The sequence below is a fragment of the Nonomuraea sp. SYSU D8015 genome (assembly GCF_008065375.1).
Lineage (GTDB): Bacteria > Actinomycetota > Actinomycetes > Streptosporangiales > Streptosporangiaceae > Nonomuraea.
In genome coordinates this window covers 38648-54000 of record NZ_VJYI01000036.1, presented here as the reverse complement: position 1 = coordinate 54000, position 15353 = coordinate 38648, and the positions used below count along the sequence as shown (strand labels likewise).

The window sequence follows — 15353 nt, the reverse complement described above, 5'->3', positions numbered from 1 at the left end:
TCCTCGGGCGTCATTCGGAGGGCCGGCGCAGGATCGTGTTCAAGGCGTCGGCCTGGTCGATCAGCCGGGCCACGGCCTCCGTGTCGCCGGTCCGCGCCAGCAGGTCCCGATACCGCTCGTCGCTCTCCCGCAGCTCGTTCGCGCGCAGCGCCGCGTCGGCCGCTCTCACGCGGATCGCGTACTCCTCCAGATCTCGAACCTGCTCCGTGACGGCCGCCACGGAGCGAGCGAGCGCCTCCTGCTGGGGCTCCAGCACCGCGGCCAGCTCGGGCGTCATCTCCTCGGCCAGCGCCTGCGCCTGCTCGGCCCGCAGCTCGGTGTGCGTACGCAGGAGGCGGGCGATCTCCCACAGCCGCTCGGGTAACACGACGTCGTTGGCGATGGCGATGGCGTCGAGCAGGCCGAGCCGGTTCACCCGTGAGCCGGACACGTCAATGACGGCCCGCCGCGCCCTGGTCAGCAGCTCTCGCGCGGAGTCGTCCAGCTCGTCGGGCATGAGGTAGCGGCCGATGTACCGGCGGGCCAGCCGTGACTCCGGGCCGGGACGAGCGACGCCGGCGAGGAGCACCGTCATGAGGAAGACCATCATGGCGGCCAGACCCGCGGACTCGTGGTCGCTGTAGAAGGCCCCCGCGGCGAACAACGCCCCACCCGTGCCCGTGACGGCCACGCCGAGGCCGAGGAGCCAGCGTACCCACCGCGACGGCACGGGATCGGGGCGATGGAGCCGCGGCAACGGCAGGGTGACCAGGCGACTTCGGTCCCGCTCGGGGATGGTGGGATCCACGATCGGCTCGTCCATCCAGCCGCCCATGGGCGGCACCTCCGTCAGGTAGGGCACCGGGACAGTTCGCGCGGAAGGGCGCCTTTCGAGCACACCCCGCCGGGTCCGTGCCGATCTACCAGGCCGCTGTGCGGATGTCGTGAAGATGTCGTGCAGTACCGGTTGGCCGAGGAAGGCTCGGCGTGCCGCGATCGATGTCCTCGCTCCGCCGCGGGGCCATTTCAGTAGGCTTGCGACCCATGTCCCGACTCCCCGAACTGTACGTCGCTGTGGACGTGGAGGCCGACGGGCCCATTCCCGGCCCGTACAGCATGATCTCGCTGGGCATGGCCGTGGCCGGACGGGCCGATCTGACCTTCTACACGGAGCTGCGGCCGATCTCCGACGACTTCGTGCCCGCGGCGCTGGCGGTCTCAGGCTTGGATCGCGACCGGCTGCTGCGCGAGGCTCCGACGCCCGAGGAGGCGATGGCGGCGGCCGCCCGGTGGGTCAACGGGCTGCGGACGATCGGGCGGCCGGTGTTCCTGGCCGGCCCGGCGGTGTGGGACGGGATGTTCGTGCACTGGTACTTCATGCGGTTCACCGGCAAGAGCCCGTTCGGGGCGACCGGGTCGGGGATCGATCTGCGGAGCTACTGGATGGGGATGACCGGGTGCGAGTGGGCCGAGAGCCGCTCGGGCACCATCAAGCGCGAGCTGGGCCTCGAAGGGGTGCCGCACACGCACCACGCAGGGGAGGACGCGGCCGAGCTGGCGCAGGTGTTCGAGGGGGTTCTGCGGCGGCGTACGAGCCCCTGATTGTTTCTCACGAGATATTTAGAATTTGTACAGGATGCTCTGAGGCTGCCCGAGGAATGTGCGGGTCATGACCTCAACCTCGGAGAGGGCGACGCACCGCCGGCTCGCCCAAGCAGGCCCGCTCTCGCTGCGGCTCGGACTGTTGGCGCTGGTCGCGATCGGCATCCTGGGCGCCGCCCTCGAGCTCGCCTTCGAACGCCACTGGGAAAGCCCGACCCAAATGATCCCCTGGGCGACGCTGGCACTCCTCGGCACCGGGCTGGTGATGCTGGTCCTGAGCGACTCCCCTCGGACGCTCGCCGTGGTCCGCGTGTTGGCGCTGGTCGTGCTGCTCGCCGCGGCGTACGGCATCTATGTGCACGTGTCGGTCAACTACGGCGCGGGCACGTCGGACGCGGAGTGGAGCACCCTCTCCCCGCTCACCCAGTGGTGGTACGCGCTCACCAAGACCGTCGGTTTCGCGCCGCCGCTCGCGCCCGGCATGCTGGCCCAGAGCGCGCTCATGCTGCTGCTGGCCACCCTGGCCAGGAAGAAGCAGGAAGCGGTCCTTCCCGGGACCTGACTCGCCGCACCGTGGCGTGGCCGATTCCTGAACATTTGCTGAACTCATCGCCTGTTACCGACGTCACATTGATGAACCATTGTGACGTCTGAGGCTGGTGAGGTTCGAGTGGCGTTGGGTCGTACGTTATTCGCGGCGGTCGTGATGGCGGCCGTCGTGTTCAGCAAGGAAGGTGCGGCGGCCAAGGTCGCGCCCCGCGTCGAGCCCCGCACGGCCGTGCGGGAGCCCGTGGTCGCGCAGGTGCCCGTGGCCTCGCCGACCTCGAAGACCTCGGCGACCTCGGTGAGCGAGGAGCCCGAGTGTGTCCGGATCAAGGGCGCGGAGGCGTGCGTCGGGCCCGACGGGAGCGACCGGCCGGGGATCACGATCGAGGACACCGCCCGCGACCGGTACCATCCCGCGGTCGAGTACTACCAGAACGGCTACCTCGGCACCAAGTACGTCATACACAACCTGGCCGGGGAGGGTGAGGTACGCGGCAGCCGGGAGATCGGGAAAGTAGTGACGTTCCGGGCGGCGCTGTACAAGGGGGACCGCCGGGTGAAGGCCGGCCGGTGGAAGACCGTCCAAAATATGGCCAAATATCCAGTCAAGCGGGAGACCCGCGTCACCCCGGCCGCCGCCCGCGCCCGAGCCAAGCTCTGCACCTCGACGAAGGGCGCCGCGGTGACCTGCTTCGCCGAGCGCAAGACCTCGTACGTCTTCGCCTGCGACACCCGCGCAGACAAGTACCAGGCCCGCGCGGAGTACTTCGTGGGCGGCGACCCGACCGCCCGTTTCGAGATCCACCAGCTGGCCGGACTCAACACCTGCGGCAAGGCCGAGCACGGCGAGCTCCGCATCAGCATGTATCGCGCCTCGGTGTTCGACGATCGGCGCCAGGTCGCCACTCAGCTGTACAGGTACAACTAAGAGCCGTCCCGTAATGGAGGGATGGTCCGGCCCGGGTTCGGGCGGGACGCACCTGGCTGTGGAACGCGCCGAATTACGTGATCGCCGACACCTTGCCGTGCTGCTCGCGGCCGGCTTACTCAAGAGGACCAACGGTCAATGAGGCAGTCGTGACAAGGGCGTAAAACGGGCCCTAGATGCTCGGGCGGGTGGACTCCGGGTCGTGCGTCATGCGGTCGATGCGGGCCATCACGTCCGCGACCCGGACCTTGCTCGGCCGGTGCGGGCGCCGCCGCTGCCACGGGCGCGGCCCGGCCGGCGGACGATATTCGACGCCGAGCGCGTCCAGCCGCCCCAGGTGCTCCTCCAGCCGACCGGCGAACCCCTCCTGGCCGGTGCCCGACCAGGCCACCTCGGCGAGCGCACAGGCCCGCGGCCACAGGTGGTAGTCGGCCGTCCGCGCGTCGGGCACCCACTCGGTCCACAGCTGCGCCTGCGCCCCGATGATCCGCGCGCGCTCGTCCTCCGTCCACTCCTCGGGCGCCGGCCGGAACGCGGCCACGTCCGCGACCGTGATCGCGTCCCCGATCGACATCGGCTCCTCTGCGGAGGCGGATTCGGCGTAGTCGAAGTACAGCGGGAACACCGGCGTCGCCACCACGTCGTGTCCGGCGGCCGCGGCCCGCCGGCCCACGCCCATGCCGCGCCACGGCATGACGACCGTGTCCTGCCGCAGCCCGCCGCTGACGAACGCCTCGTCCCACACGACGGCCCGCGCCCCCCGCTCGGCCAGCGCGTCCGCCAGCCGCCGCAGGAACCACGCCTGCAGGTCGTTGGCGGTGGCCAGCCCGAGCGACTCGCGATACGCGGTGATCTCCGCCGACTCCGCCCAGCGGTCGAGCACCACCTCGTCACCGCCGATGTGCACGTAGGGCGTCTCGCCGAGCGCCCCCATCACCTCGTCGAAGATCGTGGTCAGGAACTCCACGGTCGGCGGCAGCGGCGACAGGATCGAGGGGGAGACGCCCCACCGGTCCAGCACCTCGTGCCGCTCCCCGGTGGGCCCGAACTCCGGGTACGCCGCCAGGATCGCCGACGCGTGCCCCGGCACGTCCACCTCCGGCACGACGGTCACGCAGCGCGCCCGCGCGTAGGCCCCGATCTCCGCCAGGTCGTCCAGCGTGTAGTAGCCGCCGTGCGGGACGTCGTCGTAGACGACCGGCTCACTGGAGGAGCTGATCGCCGTCCGCGGCCGGTGCGAGGCCACCTCGTGCAGCAGCGGGTACGCCCGGCTCTCCACCCGCCATCCCTGGTCGTCCACCAGGTGCAGGTGCAACCGGTTGAGCTTGTGGGCCGCCATGAGGTCGATCAGGCGGAGGATCTCCCGCTTGGGGAAGAAGTGCCGCGCCACGTCCAGGTGCAGACCGCGCCAGGAGAACCGCGGCGCGTCCTCGATCCGCACCCCTGGCACCGGCCACGACGTCGGCTCCGAGAACCGGTAGGAGGCGGCCGGCAGCAACTGGTGCAACGACTGCGCCGCGTAGAACGCCCCGGCCCGCCCGCCCGCCACGATCTCGACACCCCGCGAGCCCACCGTCAGCCGGTACGCCTCCGCGCCCAACGCCGGGTCACGTCGCACGTCGATCTCGCCGGTGTCGCCGGGGCGCAGGTCGAGCCCGGGAAGCGCGAGGCGTACGGCGTCGACGAGGTCGCCGGACACGGTCGCGCCGGTGGTCAGCTCGTAGGAGACGGAAAGGCGGGACAGCAGCTCAGGGTGAGGAATCATGCTTGCAGATAGTGCTGCAAACCGTTCGCCAGCGCCAGCGCGATCCGCTGCCGGAACTTCGGGTCCTGGAACTTGGCCGCCTCGGCGGGGTTCTTCATGTTGCCGCACTCGATGAAGACCTTCGGCACCGTCGAGAGGTTGAGCCCGCCCAGGTCGTTGCGGTAGCTCAGCGCCTGGCTGCCGACGTAGGTGGAGTACGGCAGGCCCGTGCCCTTCGCGAACGCGGCGCGTACGGCCAGCCCGAGCTTGTCCGATTTGCCCACGACCTTGTCCACGGGCCCGTTGATCTTCTTCGGGATGATGACGTGGAAGCCGCGCGCGCTCGCCGGCGCGCCGTCGGCGTGTACGGAGATCGCGGCGTCGGCCTTGGCCCGGTTGCCGATCGCGGCCCGCTCGGTGATGCAGGGCCCGACGCCGTCGTTGCTGTTTCGCGTGAGCTTGACGGTGGCGCCGCGGCCCTTGAGGATCTTGGCCAGCCGGTTGGAGACGTCCCAGGTGAAGGCGGCCTCGGTGTAGCCGCTCGGGGTGACGGTGCCCGTGGTGTCGCAGGCCTTCTTCTTGGTCAGCACGTCGACCTGGCGGTTGATGGCCGCCGGATTGCGGGCGTTGCCGCCGTTGTGGCCGGGGTCGATGACGACGACCTTGCCGTCGAGCGGCTCGGCCTCCGGCGGAGCCTCTTTCGCCGACCCCTGCTGCTGTTGCAGCGCCGGGCTCTCGGAAGCGGCCTGACCTGCCGCGGCGCCACCGGTGCCGGTGCCGCCGCACGCGGAGGCGATCAGGCCGCAGACGGCGAGGAGTGAGGCTGGTAGAGCTCGCATGGGCTCCAACTTACGTCAAACCCGATGCTGGAAGCCCACTTATGAGAACCCAGGTGCGCCGAGCTCCTGACGCTCGAGCAGGGCGGCCAGCTCCCGCGCGTCCTCGGCGTCGAGCCCGAGGACGACGCGGGGGCGGCCCCACGGGTGGTCGAGGGAGTGGGCGACGTAGCTGGCGACGGATTCCGCGCCGCCGTCGACGCCCCGCCCCCTGCCCGCGCGCCAGTGCCCCCAGGCGCGCTCGAGCTCGGCTGCCGCGCGCTGGGCGCAGGACACCAGTTCCGGATCACGCATGACTGTTCCCCCGGATCAGATCGTGACCGGATCGGATCCGGCCACAAATAGCATGACCCTGCCGAGTAAACCGCCGTGCGGCCACGTCGCCACACGGCTTGACCCAGGTTTGGGGGTTTACGAACAAGAAACCTGCTCCAGCAGACTGCCACGCTCCTGTCGTGTGGGGGCGTCCACGCCGCAGCGGCAGCCCGCTTCGCGGATTTCTCCTTCCATCAGGCCGGACCCGTGCTCCGTCGCACGATCAGCTCCGGCCGGACCTCGCGCAGGCGCGAGACCTTGCCGGGTTCTCCGATCCGGTCGCTCAGCAGCGCGGCCGCCGACCTCCCCATCGTACGGCGGGGCTGGTCGACGGAGGTCAGCGAGATGTGGTGGGAGGCCGACAGGTGCGTGTTGTCGTAACCGACCACCGAGAGGTCCTCCGGCACGCGCAGGCCCAGGTCGTCCGCGGCGGACAGCACGCCGAGCGCGAGCACGTCATTGGCGGCGAAGATCGCCGTGGGCCTGGGGACGCGGGTCAGCAGCGCCATCGCCGCCTCCCTGCCGCCGTCCTCCGAGGAGGGCGCGGCCTCGACCATGATGTACGGCGCCAGCGAGTGCCTGCGCATCGCCACGAGGTAGCCCTCGCAGCGCGACGAGCGCGGCCCCTCGATGTGCGCGATGCGCTTGTGGCCCAGATCGACCAGGTGGTCGATGGCGAGGCGGGCGCCGAGCTGGTCGTCGTCGACCACGATGTCGACGCCGTCGAGCTCGATGTCACGTTCCCCTACGACGACCGTCGGGGTGTAGGAGGTGGCCTCGATGAGCGTCTCGCTGGTCGGCGCGATGCCCAGCAGGACCAGCCCGTCGACCCTCAGCTCGAGGAAGGCCTCCACGGCCTCGTCCTCGAACGCGGGGTCCCACTGGCTGTTCCCGATCAGCATGCGCAGACCGTCGCCGTGCAGGCTCTCCTGCAGGCCGTCGAGGAACTCGGCGTAGAACGGGTTGTGCAGGTCGGCGACGAGCGCGCCGACCAGGTGCGTACGGCCCTCGACCAGGCTGCGCGCGACCGCGTTCGGCCGGTAGCCGAGCTCGCGGGCGGCCTGCAGCACCGCCTGGCGCCGATGCTCGCTCACGTGCGGTGAGCCGCGCAGCACGAGAGAGACCAGCGATTTCGAGACGCCGGCGCGTTCAGCGACATTGCGAATGGTCGGTCTGGGCCGAGGCAGGGTGTCTACCTCCCTCAGCTCAGTGATGGTTGACGTATTGACGGGCGGTCCTGACATGTGTCTCCCCCGCGATGCGGATATGGGCACCTGTCTGACCAAACGATCGAGTACGCCGCAGGGTACGGCCTCGGTCACGGATTGGTTCAATCTTCCCGGCCTTGACCGGATAAGCACACGTCAGCCACCGGGCGAGGGGTCGGATACCGTACAGGTGTGACACCCGGGAAGTCAGCCGAGACCGCACGGCCGGCACGGCGCAGGCTCAGCGTCGACCGCCGCCGCGAAGAGCTCATGGCGGCCGCACTCGAGCTGTTCAGCACCCGCGACGCGGAGGACGTCTCGATCGACGACGTGGCGTCGGCGGCGGGCGCCTCGCGGGCCCTGGTCTACCACTACTTCGGCGGCAAGCAGGAGCTCTACGTGGCCGCGCTGAAGAGCGCGGCGGAGCAGCTGGAGTCCCGGCTTCGCCCGCTGGAGGGCGGCACGCCGCTCGACGAGCTGGCCTCCGGGCTGAAGCGTTATTTCGACTTCGTCGAGGAGCACGCGGCCGGATTCGCGGCGCTGCTGCGCGGCGGCCCCGCCAACCGGACGGGCGAGGTCGGCGAGATCGTCGACGGGGTGCGGCGGAGGCTCTTCCGCCTGATCCAGAAGCAAATGGGCGTCGAGGAGCCCAGCCCGGTGCTGCGCACGACCCTGCGGTCGTGGATCGCCTCCGTGGAGACGGCCGGCCTCGACTGGCTGGAACACCGCGACATCGAGCGTCCGACGCTCGAGCGCATGCTGGTCGATCACATGGTGGCGCTGCTCGGGGTAGCCGCCACCTACGACAGCGAGGTGGCCCATCTGATGGAGCGGCTGCGTTCCTCATGACCTCGGCCCGTGCGGCGGCTCGGTAGCCACACACCGCCGTGGGGCGGGAAGGATGGCGCCGGGCGGGCGGCGCCAACTCTTCATGGTGGACCGGGCTCCAGTGTCAGCCTGGTCCACCCTTCAACCCCCCCATGAGGTTCGTGAGGTCACGAGCCCCTGGTTACTCGGAGCGCTGCTGCGGAATCCCCGCGAGCAGTGCGCGGACCTCCGTCTCCCGGTAACGCCGATGACCGCCGAGGGTGCGAATCGACGTCAACTTGCCCGCCTTGGCCCACCGCGTGACGGTCTTGGGGTCGACCCTGAACATGGTGGCGACCTCAGCGGGCGTAAGCAGTGGCTCGGCCTCGGGTGTACGAGCTGACATTTGTGCGGCCTCTCCTCCGTGTGGACCGGCTTCGCGATCCTGTGACTGCCTTTTGCGCGTGTCACGGATGTCCACCTATGGCGCAGAGCGTGCGGCTTTTCTGAGCCATATGCGGCATCACCCGATGTGACCATACCGCCACGCAGAGCGATTGGCGAGCCCTTCTTTGACCCAACTGCCCGCCCCCGTGGCCATGTCACGCTCGGTGATTCTAGCGACACGGTTCGTGGTATCGCAGTGAAAACGGCAAACTACTCAGTTCGCAGAAGAGAGCAGCCGCGAGACGTGACCTACTCATGCAGGTCAGACGGCCGTATTGGGGCTCAGTTGGCAGATTCCAGCTGTTGCATTGACTTCCACCGGAGGATGACCCTCTGGTACATGGCGTAGGCAAGTTCTTCTTGACCCGTGTCCAGGCCCGTGAGAGCGGCCGCGAGCTCCGCCACCGACTGGTCGGCCTGCAGCGCGTCGTCGTCCATGAGGTGCACGAGCCCGCCGTAGTCGAGTTCGACCAGCGAATGCGGATGGAACTCCTCCAGCCACCTCGCGATGTCCTCCACGTCGAAGTTGGCCGCCACGTCGCCCAGGTGCCTGCGCAGGACGTTGAGCGCCCGCGCCGCCCGCCTCCTGGCCTGGGCCATGGAGGTGACGTAGATGAGGTTGCGTCCGGTAGCGGTGGTCTTCACGTCCTGTCCAGCGGCGGAGGAGCCGAGCACCAGCCAGCGCTCGTTTCCATCAAACGGCACGAACCACGATGGCGGCACATGCCACGCCGTAGTGCGGATGTGCGTCCGCAACGCCGACGATCCGGCCTTGCGCTTGAACCGGTCGAAGTCGTCGGCGATCTGCTCGGCGATGCCCTTGGGCACCATGCGGTCCATCAACTTCGCGGGAGTGGTCCCACGCAGCCTTGAGAACGCCAGCCACGAACGCAGACGGGTCTGCCAGGGGCAAACGTACAAACGGTCTTCAACGCGCCGGAGATAGGCGTTGGGGCTCTCCTGAGCGGGAACGGGTTGAGGGGGCATGCCGAGCAGGCGCATGACCGACTCGCCGTGCTCCGCATTGAGCGCGTTCGCGCGGCGCGGGCGGTCACGTGAGTCGGCGTAGTCGGCCCACACCTTGCGCTCGGGCTCGGCGAACGCGGTCAGTGGCTCATAGACGCGGAGGTAGGCGGCATAGGGCAGCACGGAGGAATCGTGTCACGAAGCGAACCTGCGTGCACCGTTGTGGCTTACTACTCTGTGAGGTGATCTCCGTCGCAACGGTGCGGCGGACCGGACAGGGAGTCACTACCGTGACCGACGTCTTCGGCTCGTCCCACAAGGACGTCCACGAGCAGGTCGTGTTCTGCGCCGACGAGCAGAGCGGCCTGCGTGCCATCATCGCCATCCACAACACCGCACTCGGCCCCGCGCTCGGGGGCACCCGTTTCTATCCGTACGAGAGCGAGCAGGCGGCCCTCGCCGACGTGCTCAACCTGGCCAAGGGCATGGCTTACAAGAACGCGCTGGCCGGGCTCGACCTGGGCGGGGGCAAGGCCGTCATCATCGGCGACCCGGCCAGGGACAAGAGCGAGGCGCTGCTGCGCGCGTACGGCAGGTTCGTCGAGTCGCTCGGCGGGCGCTACATCACCGCCTGCGACGTCGGCACCTACAGCGAGGACATGGACATCGTCGCCCGGGAGTCGCGCTTCGTGACCGGCCGCACGCCGGCGAACGGCGGCGCGGGGGATTCCTCCATCCTCACGGCGTTCGGCGTCTTCCAGGGCATGCGCGCCTCGGCCGAGGTCGTCTACGGCACACCGTCGCTGCGCGGCCGGAGGGTCGGCGTCGAAGGGGTCGGCAAGGTGGGCCGCCGCCTGGTCGATCTCCTGCGCGAGGACGGCGCGGAGGTCGTGATCTGCGACGTGAACCCCAAGGCCGTCGAGCGGGTGCGCATGCGCCACCCCGAGGTGGACGTGGTGGCCGACGCCGCGGCGCTGACCTCCGCCGACATCGACGTGTTCGCGCCGTGCGCGCTGGGCGGCGCTCTCGACGACGACACCGTGGCCCGCCTGAAAGCGAAAATCGTTTGCGGTGGTGCCAATAACCAGCTGGCCCACCCGGGTGTCGAGAAGCAACTCGCCGAACGCGGGATCCTGTACGCGCCGGACTACGTGGTCAATTCGGGAGGCGTGATCCAGGTAGCCGATGAGATCGGCGGGTTCGACATGGATCGCGCCAGGTCCAAGGCCGCCCAGATCTATGACACGACTCTGAAGATCTTCGGAATCGCGGCCGATGAGGGCGTCCCTCCTGCGGTCGCAGCGGATAGGCTGGCTGAGCGCAGAATGTCGGAAGTCGGGCGCATTAGGGCCATTTGGCTAGGGCGCTGACGGCCCACGCCCATACGACGTACCGAGCTGGGCACAAAACAGGTACGGTAATAGGCGAACGATAGGCTGACGCCCAAAAGTCAGGCGGCGTCAGTGTGTGGTGCGTTAGCGACGAGGGGTCGGGGACGACCCCACACGAGGGGGTCGAGCCAATGGGGCGCGGCCGAGCAAAGGCCAAGCAGGTCAAGGTTGCTCGCCAGCTGAAGTACAACAGCGGTGGCACGGATCTTGACCGTCTTCGCGACGAACTCGGGGTCGGAGACTCCAGCCGCAATGACGACGCCGACGACCTCAACGATGAGCTGGCGGATCGCTATGCCGATTACGCCGATGACTATGGCGCGGAGGACGACGACGACGGGCGCGGCCGGTCGTCCGGCCGTCGATAGCCGTAATTCTGGTTGACGTGGCCGAGGGCCCGGCGCGCGCGCCGGATCCTCGCTCACGTGCGTCGGGCCCCACGGGTGACCGTGGGGCTTTCGTCACGTTTGCCTGCTGAGGAAGCCGGTGACGCGCGGAGCGATCTCCGAGTCGTGCGACAGCAGCTAATGCGTAAACCTCGCGAGGTACCATTAGATCCATGGAGCTCCTGATCGGCGAGCCGCTCGCGCTGGACCTGGTCAACACGCGTGCCCGCGACTTCGACGCCCTCGACGCGCCCGCGGACTTCCAGACCTGGCTCGCCCGCCAGGCCGACCGGCTCACCGCGCCGGCGGCCCCGCTCACCGCCGACGGCCTGGCCGCCGTCCGGAGCCTGCGCGGCCACGTGGAGTCGGCGCTCAACGCGGTGCGCGAGGCCGTGCCGCCGCCCGACGCGGCGGTCGCCGCCATCAACGACGCGGCCCGCGCCGCCCCGCCCTACCGCCGGCTGGAGTGGCGCGACGGCGTCTTCCGCGCCGCCGTCCGCCGTGACGGCGACGACCTGGCCGGCCTGCTCGCCCAGCTCGCCGAGGCCGCCGCCGACCTGCTCACGGACCCGGGTGTGGGCCGCGTCCGGGCCTGCGAGGGCCCGCAGTGCCGCATGCTCTTCCTGCCCGCCCATCCCCGCCGCCGCTGGTGCTCACCCGACCTGTGCGGCAACCGGGTCCGCGTGGCCCGCTACTACAAGCGGCACAAGTCTGCGTAGCCCCGTTCTCCGCATGATCGGAGCCCCGTTTCCCTGCGTGCCGCCCTTTCGCTGATCGGCCGCTGCGGAGCTGCCGGCACGGGCTCTTGAAGAGGTCAGCGGTAGCGGGCCTGGCCCGTGCCCGGGACCACCTCGCCCAGCACCCAGGCAGGCAGTCCGCGCCCCGCGAGCAGGCGGATGGCGGCGTCGGCGGCGTCGGGGGCGACGATGGCGGCCATGCCCACGCCCAGGTTGAACGTGCGGTCCATGTCCTTCTGCGCCACCCGCCCGTAGCCGGCCAGCACGCCGAAGATCGGCGGAGGGGCCCACGACGACCGGTCCAGCAGGGCGTCCAGGTGAGCGGGCAGCGAGCGCGACAGGTTGCCCTCGATGCCCCCGCCCGTGATGTGCGCGTAGGCGTGGACGTCGGCCGAGCGGGCCAGCTCCAGGCAGTCGAGGGAGTAGATGCGCGTGGGCTCGAGCAGCTCCTCGCCGAGCGGCCGGCCCAGCTCGGGCAGGACGGTGTCGAGGGACAGCGAGGCCTCGCGCATGATGTGACGGACCAGGGAGTAGCCGTTGGAGTGGACGCCCGAGGAGGCGAGCCCCAGGATCACGTCGCCCTCGCGGACGCGATCGGGCCCGAGCATGGCGGACGCCTCCACGACGCCGGTGCCGGCCCCTGCGAGGTCGTACTCGTCCGGCCCCATCGCCCCCGGGTGCTCGGCCGTCTCGCCGCCCACCAGCGCGGCCCCGGCCAGGCGGCAGCCCTCGGCCACGCCGCCGACGATCTCGGCGATGCGCTCGGGCACCACCTTGCCGCAGGCGATGTAGTCGGTCATGAACAGCGGCTCGGCCCCGCACACCACCAAGTCGTCGAGGACCATGCCGACCAGGTCGATGCCGATGGTGTCGTGCTTGCCGTACCGCTGGGCGATCATGACCTTGGTGCCCACGCCGTCGGTGGAGGTGGCCAGCAGCGGCCGCTGGTAGCGGAGCAGGGCCGAGGCGTCGAAGAGCCCGGCGAACCCGCTGGCGTCGTCGACCACCTCCGGCCGCCGCGACCGCGCCACCTTGCTCTTCATCAGGTCGACGGCGCGCTCGCCGGCCTCGATGTCGACCCCGGCGGCCTCGTACGTGCTCACGCTGCCTCCTCCGTCGGCAGCGTGAGCACAGTACTGCTGTGTCTAATGGTTCGCTCGCTACGCTCGCTCACGCCTTACTCTCCAACACGAACTTGCCCACGTTGTCCTGGTCGATGGGAATGGGGTACGAGCCGTCGAAGCAGGCCCTGCAGAGGCGCTCGGCCGGGAGCGTGGTGGCCTTGGTCAGGCCTTCCAGCGAGATGTAGCCGAGCGAGTCGGCGCCGAGCGAGGACCGGATCTCCTCGACCGTCAGCGAGCCCGCGATCAGCTCGGCCCGGGTGGCGAAGTCGATGCCGTAGAAGCACGGCCAGGCCACGGGCGGCGAGGAGATGCGTACGTGCACCTCGCGCGCCCCCGCCTCGCGCAGCATCCTGACGATGGCGCGCTGCGTGTTGCCGCGCACGATCGAGTCGTCCACGACGACGAGGCGCTTGCCCTCGACGACCTCGCGCAGCGGGTTGAGCTTCAGCCGGATGCCGAGCTGGCGGATGGTCTGGGACGGCTGGATGAACGTGCGGCCGACGTAGGAGTTCTTGACCAGGCCCTGCCCGTACGGGATCCCGCTCTCCTGGGCGTAGCCGACGGCGGCCGGAGTGCCCGACTCGGGGGTCGGGATGACCAGGTCGGCGTCGACCGGGTGTTCGCGGGCCAGGGCGCGGCCGATCTCGACCCTGGTGACGTGGACGCCGCGGCCGGCGATCGTGGTGTCGGGGCGGGCGAGGTAGACGTACTCGAACAGGCAGCCCTTGGGCTCGGCCAGCGCGAAGCGGCGGGACCTGACACCGCGCTCGTCGATGGTGAGCAGCTCGCCGGGCTCGATCTCGCGGACGTATGTGGCGCCCACGATGTCGAGCGCGGCCGTCTCCGAGGCCACCACCCAGCCCCGCTCCAGGCGGCCGAGCACCAGCGGCCGGATGCCCTGCGGGTCGCGGGCGGCGTAGAGCGTCTTCTCGTCCATGAAGACCAGCGAGTAGGCGCCCTTGACCTGCGGGAGCAGCTCGGCCGCGGAGTCCTCGATGGAGCGGGTGCGGTCTTGGGCCAGCAGTGTGGTCAGGACCTCGGTGTCGGTGGTGGCCCTGATGGACCCCGGGGCCAGACGCTGGGCCAGCACCGGGGTGTTGATCAGGTTGCCGTTGTGCGCGAGCGCGAGCCCGCCGACGTCAGTGGAGCTCAGCGTGGGCTGCGCGTTCTCCCACACGCTCGATCCGGTCGTGGAGTAGCGGCAGTGGCCGATGGCCAGGTGTCCGCGCAGGGTGCCCAGCACGGACTCGTCGAAGACCTGGGCGACCAGGCCCATGTCCTTGTAGACGAGGATGCGGCTGCCCTCGCTGACCGCGATGCCCGCGGACTCCTGGCCGCGGTGCTGCAACGCGTACAGCCCGTAGTAGGTGAGTTTGGAAACTTCCTCGCCTGGTGCCCAGACGCCGAAGACGCCACAGGCGTCTTTAGGAGCGCGGTCATGGGGGTCCAGGTCATGGCCGAGCCGGCCGTCGCCCTTCAGCACTGTCTCAGTTTAGGTTGACCGCTTCCGTGCTCGCACACCTGGGTGCGATATCACACTGCGTGACTTGACCTGCCCGCGTTGGATCCGTCACGAACGATCTCCCCGGTGACGTTGCGGTTCGCGGCCGAGCCGAGGAAGACGATCAGCGCGGCCATGTCGTCGGCCGTGGACAGCCGGCGGCTGGGCGTGCGGGAGGCGATCTCGTCCAGGAGGGCCTGCGGGATCGGGCGGGCCGAGCCAGTGATCGTGAGTCCGGCGACTGCCACGTTCACCAGGATCCCATCCTTGCCCGCCTCCCAGGCGAGGGCGCGGGCCATGCCGTGCAGCGCCATCTTCGCGGTGCCGTACGGGCCCGGCCCCGGCAGTCCCTCCTCGGCGGCCCCCGACGACACGAAGACGATCCGCCCGAACTTGCGCCGCCGCATCCCGGGCAGCACGGCCTGGACGAGCAGGGCGTTGGCGACCACGTTGGCGTGCAGGGCCGCTGACCACTCCGCGGCCGGAACCTCCTCGAAGGAGACGCTGCCCGGCATGATCGTGCCCCAGCGGACGGCGTTGGCAATGAGCGCGTCCACCGGGCCCGCCTCGGCGACGGCGCGGGGAATGGTGGAGTGGTCCTCCAGGTCCAGATGGACGGCCGCGGCCTGGCCGCCGTCCTCCTCGATCCGCTTGACCACCTCGGCGGCGCGGTCGGCGCCGGAGTTGTAGGTGATCGTGACGCGGGCGCCCGTCCTCGCGTACGCGAGTGCGGCGGCGGCGCCGATGCCGGACGAACCACCAGTAATCAGTACATGCATGGAAAAATCCCTTCAAAGTTCTTGATTAGCCAGCTAATTAGCCAGCTAACTCCAAGC

General features: G+C 69.8%; 17 protein-coding genes. 7 read left to right on the top strand and 10 right to left on the bottom strand.

Annotated features, from left to right (window positions below; genetic code table 11):
- Positions 1-10: 10 nt before the first annotated feature.
- Complete coding sequence (locus ID574_RS55175; protein WP_188197112.1) at positions 11-841, bottom strand: hypothetical protein; 831 nt, start codon at positions 839-841, stop codon at positions 11-13.
- Positions 842-1023: 182 nt separating this feature from the next.
- Here ID574_RS55175 and ID574_RS55170 point away from each other — a divergent pair, with 182 nt between their 5' ends.
- The 3 genes from ID574_RS55170 to ID574_RS55160 all read left to right on the top strand — a co-directional run bounded on the left by ID574_RS55170 (position 1024) and on the right by ID574_RS55160 (position 3055).
- Positions 1024-1581 carry a 3'-5' exonuclease family protein gene (locus tag ID574_RS55170; RefSeq protein WP_188197111.1) on the top strand — a complete coding sequence of 186 codons (558 nt, stop codon included), beginning with the start codon at positions 1024-1026 and terminating at the stop codon, positions 1579-1581.
- A 67-nt stretch (positions 1582-1648) separates the two neighbouring features.
- Complete coding sequence (locus ID574_RS55165; protein WP_188197110.1) at positions 1649-2143, top strand: hypothetical protein; 495 nt, start codon at positions 1649-1651, stop codon at positions 2141-2143.
- A 114-nt stretch (positions 2144-2257) separates the two neighbouring features.
- Positions 2258-3055 carry a hypothetical protein gene (locus ID574_RS55160; protein WP_188197109.1) on the top strand — a complete coding sequence of 266 codons (798 nt, stop codon included), beginning with the start codon at positions 2258-2260 and terminating at the stop codon, positions 3053-3055.
- 172 nt (positions 3056-3227) lie between these two features.
- On the opposite strand, the gene ID574_RS55155 is transcribed toward ID574_RS55160, so the two are convergent.
- The 4 genes from ID574_RS55155 to ID574_RS55140 all read right to left on the bottom strand — a co-directional run bounded on the left by ID574_RS55155 (position 3228) and on the right by ID574_RS55140 (position 7194).
- Positions 3228-4820 (bottom strand): beta-N-acetylhexosaminidase, encoded by a 1593-nt coding sequence (locus ID574_RS55155; RefSeq protein ID WP_188197108.1) that lies wholly within the window; start codon positions 4818-4820, stop codon positions 3228-3230.
- Entirely contained in the window at positions 4817-5638 is an 822-nt protein-coding gene (locus ID574_RS55150; RefSeq protein ID WP_188197107.1) for an N-acetylmuramoyl-L-alanine amidase, read from the bottom strand. Before ID574_RS55150 ends, ID574_RS55155 begins: the two co-directional genes overlap by 4 nt.
- Positions 5639-5677: 39 nt before the next feature.
- Entirely contained in the window at positions 5678-5929 is a 252-nt protein-coding gene (locus ID574_RS55145; RefSeq protein ID WP_188197106.1) for a hypothetical protein, read from the bottom strand.
- A 215-nt stretch (positions 5930-6144) separates the two neighbouring features.
- On the bottom strand, positions 6145-7194 hold the full coding sequence (locus ID574_RS55140; protein WP_223168098.1) for a LacI family DNA-binding transcriptional regulator: 1050 nt from the start codon (positions 7192-7194) through the stop codon (positions 6145-6147).
- A 156-nt stretch (positions 7195-7350) separates the two neighbouring features.
- Between ID574_RS55140 and ID574_RS55135 the strand changes: the two genes are divergently transcribed.
- A complete protein-coding gene (locus ID574_RS55135; protein WP_223168097.1) occupies positions 7351-8007 on the top strand; it encodes a TetR/AcrR family transcriptional regulator in 657 nt (218 codons plus the stop codon).
- Positions 8008-8167: 160 nt separating this feature from the next.
- Here ID574_RS55135 and bldC read toward each other — a convergent pair whose 3' ends face one another.
- Both bldC and ID574_RS55125 read right to left on the bottom strand, forming a co-directional pair.
- Positions 8168-8371: a developmental transcriptional regulator BldC gene (bldC, locus tag ID574_RS55130; protein ID WP_013133571.1), complete on the bottom strand. Its 204-nt coding sequence runs from the start codon at positions 8369-8371 to the stop codon at positions 8168-8170.
- Between the two features lie 323 nt (positions 8372-8694).
- Entirely contained in the window at positions 8695-9561 is an 867-nt protein-coding gene (locus ID574_RS55125) for a DUF8083 family protein (RefSeq protein ID WP_188197105.1), read from the bottom strand.
- A 107-nt stretch (positions 9562-9668) separates the two neighbouring features.
- Between ID574_RS55125 and ID574_RS55120 the strand changes: the two genes are divergently transcribed.
- The 3 genes from ID574_RS55120 (at position 9669) to ID574_RS55110 (ending at position 11874) form a co-directional block, all read left to right on the top strand.
- The gene (locus ID574_RS55120) at positions 9669-10748 is read left to right on the top strand and encodes a Leu/Phe/Val dehydrogenase (protein WP_188197104.1); all 1080 of its coding nucleotides are present in this window, start codon (positions 9669-9671) and stop codon (positions 10746-10748) included.
- A gap of 152 nt (positions 10749-10900) precedes the next feature.
- Positions 10901-11137 (top strand): DUF3073 domain-containing protein, encoded by a 237-nt coding sequence (locus ID574_RS55115; RefSeq protein WP_188197103.1) that lies wholly within the window; start codon positions 10901-10903, stop codon positions 11135-11137.
- Positions 11138-11328: 191 nt separating this feature from the next.
- On the top strand, positions 11329-11874 hold the full coding sequence (locus ID574_RS55110) for a CGNR zinc finger domain-containing protein (RefSeq protein ID WP_188197102.1): 546 nt from the start codon (positions 11329-11331) through the stop codon (positions 11872-11874).
- Positions 11875-11969: 95 nt separating this feature from the next.
- Here the strand turns inward: ID574_RS55110 and purM are convergent, their stop codons facing one another.
- The 3 genes from purM to ID574_RS55095 form a co-directional block, all read right to left on the bottom strand.
- The gene (purM, locus tag ID574_RS55105) at positions 11970-12995 is read right to left on the bottom strand and encodes a phosphoribosylformylglycinamidine cyclo-ligase (RefSeq protein ID WP_188197101.1); all 1026 of its coding nucleotides are present in this window, start codon (positions 12993-12995) and stop codon (positions 11970-11972) included.
- 67 nt (positions 12996-13062) lie between these two features.
- The gene (gene purF / locus ID574_RS55100) at positions 13063-14499 is read right to left on the bottom strand and encodes an amidophosphoribosyltransferase (RefSeq protein ID WP_188197100.1); all 1437 of its coding nucleotides are present in this window, start codon (positions 14497-14499) and stop codon (positions 13063-13065) included.
- 50 nt (positions 14500-14549) lie between these two features.
- The gene (locus tag ID574_RS55095) at positions 14550-15296 is read right to left on the bottom strand and encodes an SDR family NAD(P)-dependent oxidoreductase (RefSeq protein WP_188197099.1); all 747 of its coding nucleotides are present in this window, start codon (positions 15294-15296) and stop codon (positions 14550-14552) included.
- Between the last annotated feature and the right edge of the window lie 57 nt (positions 15297-15353).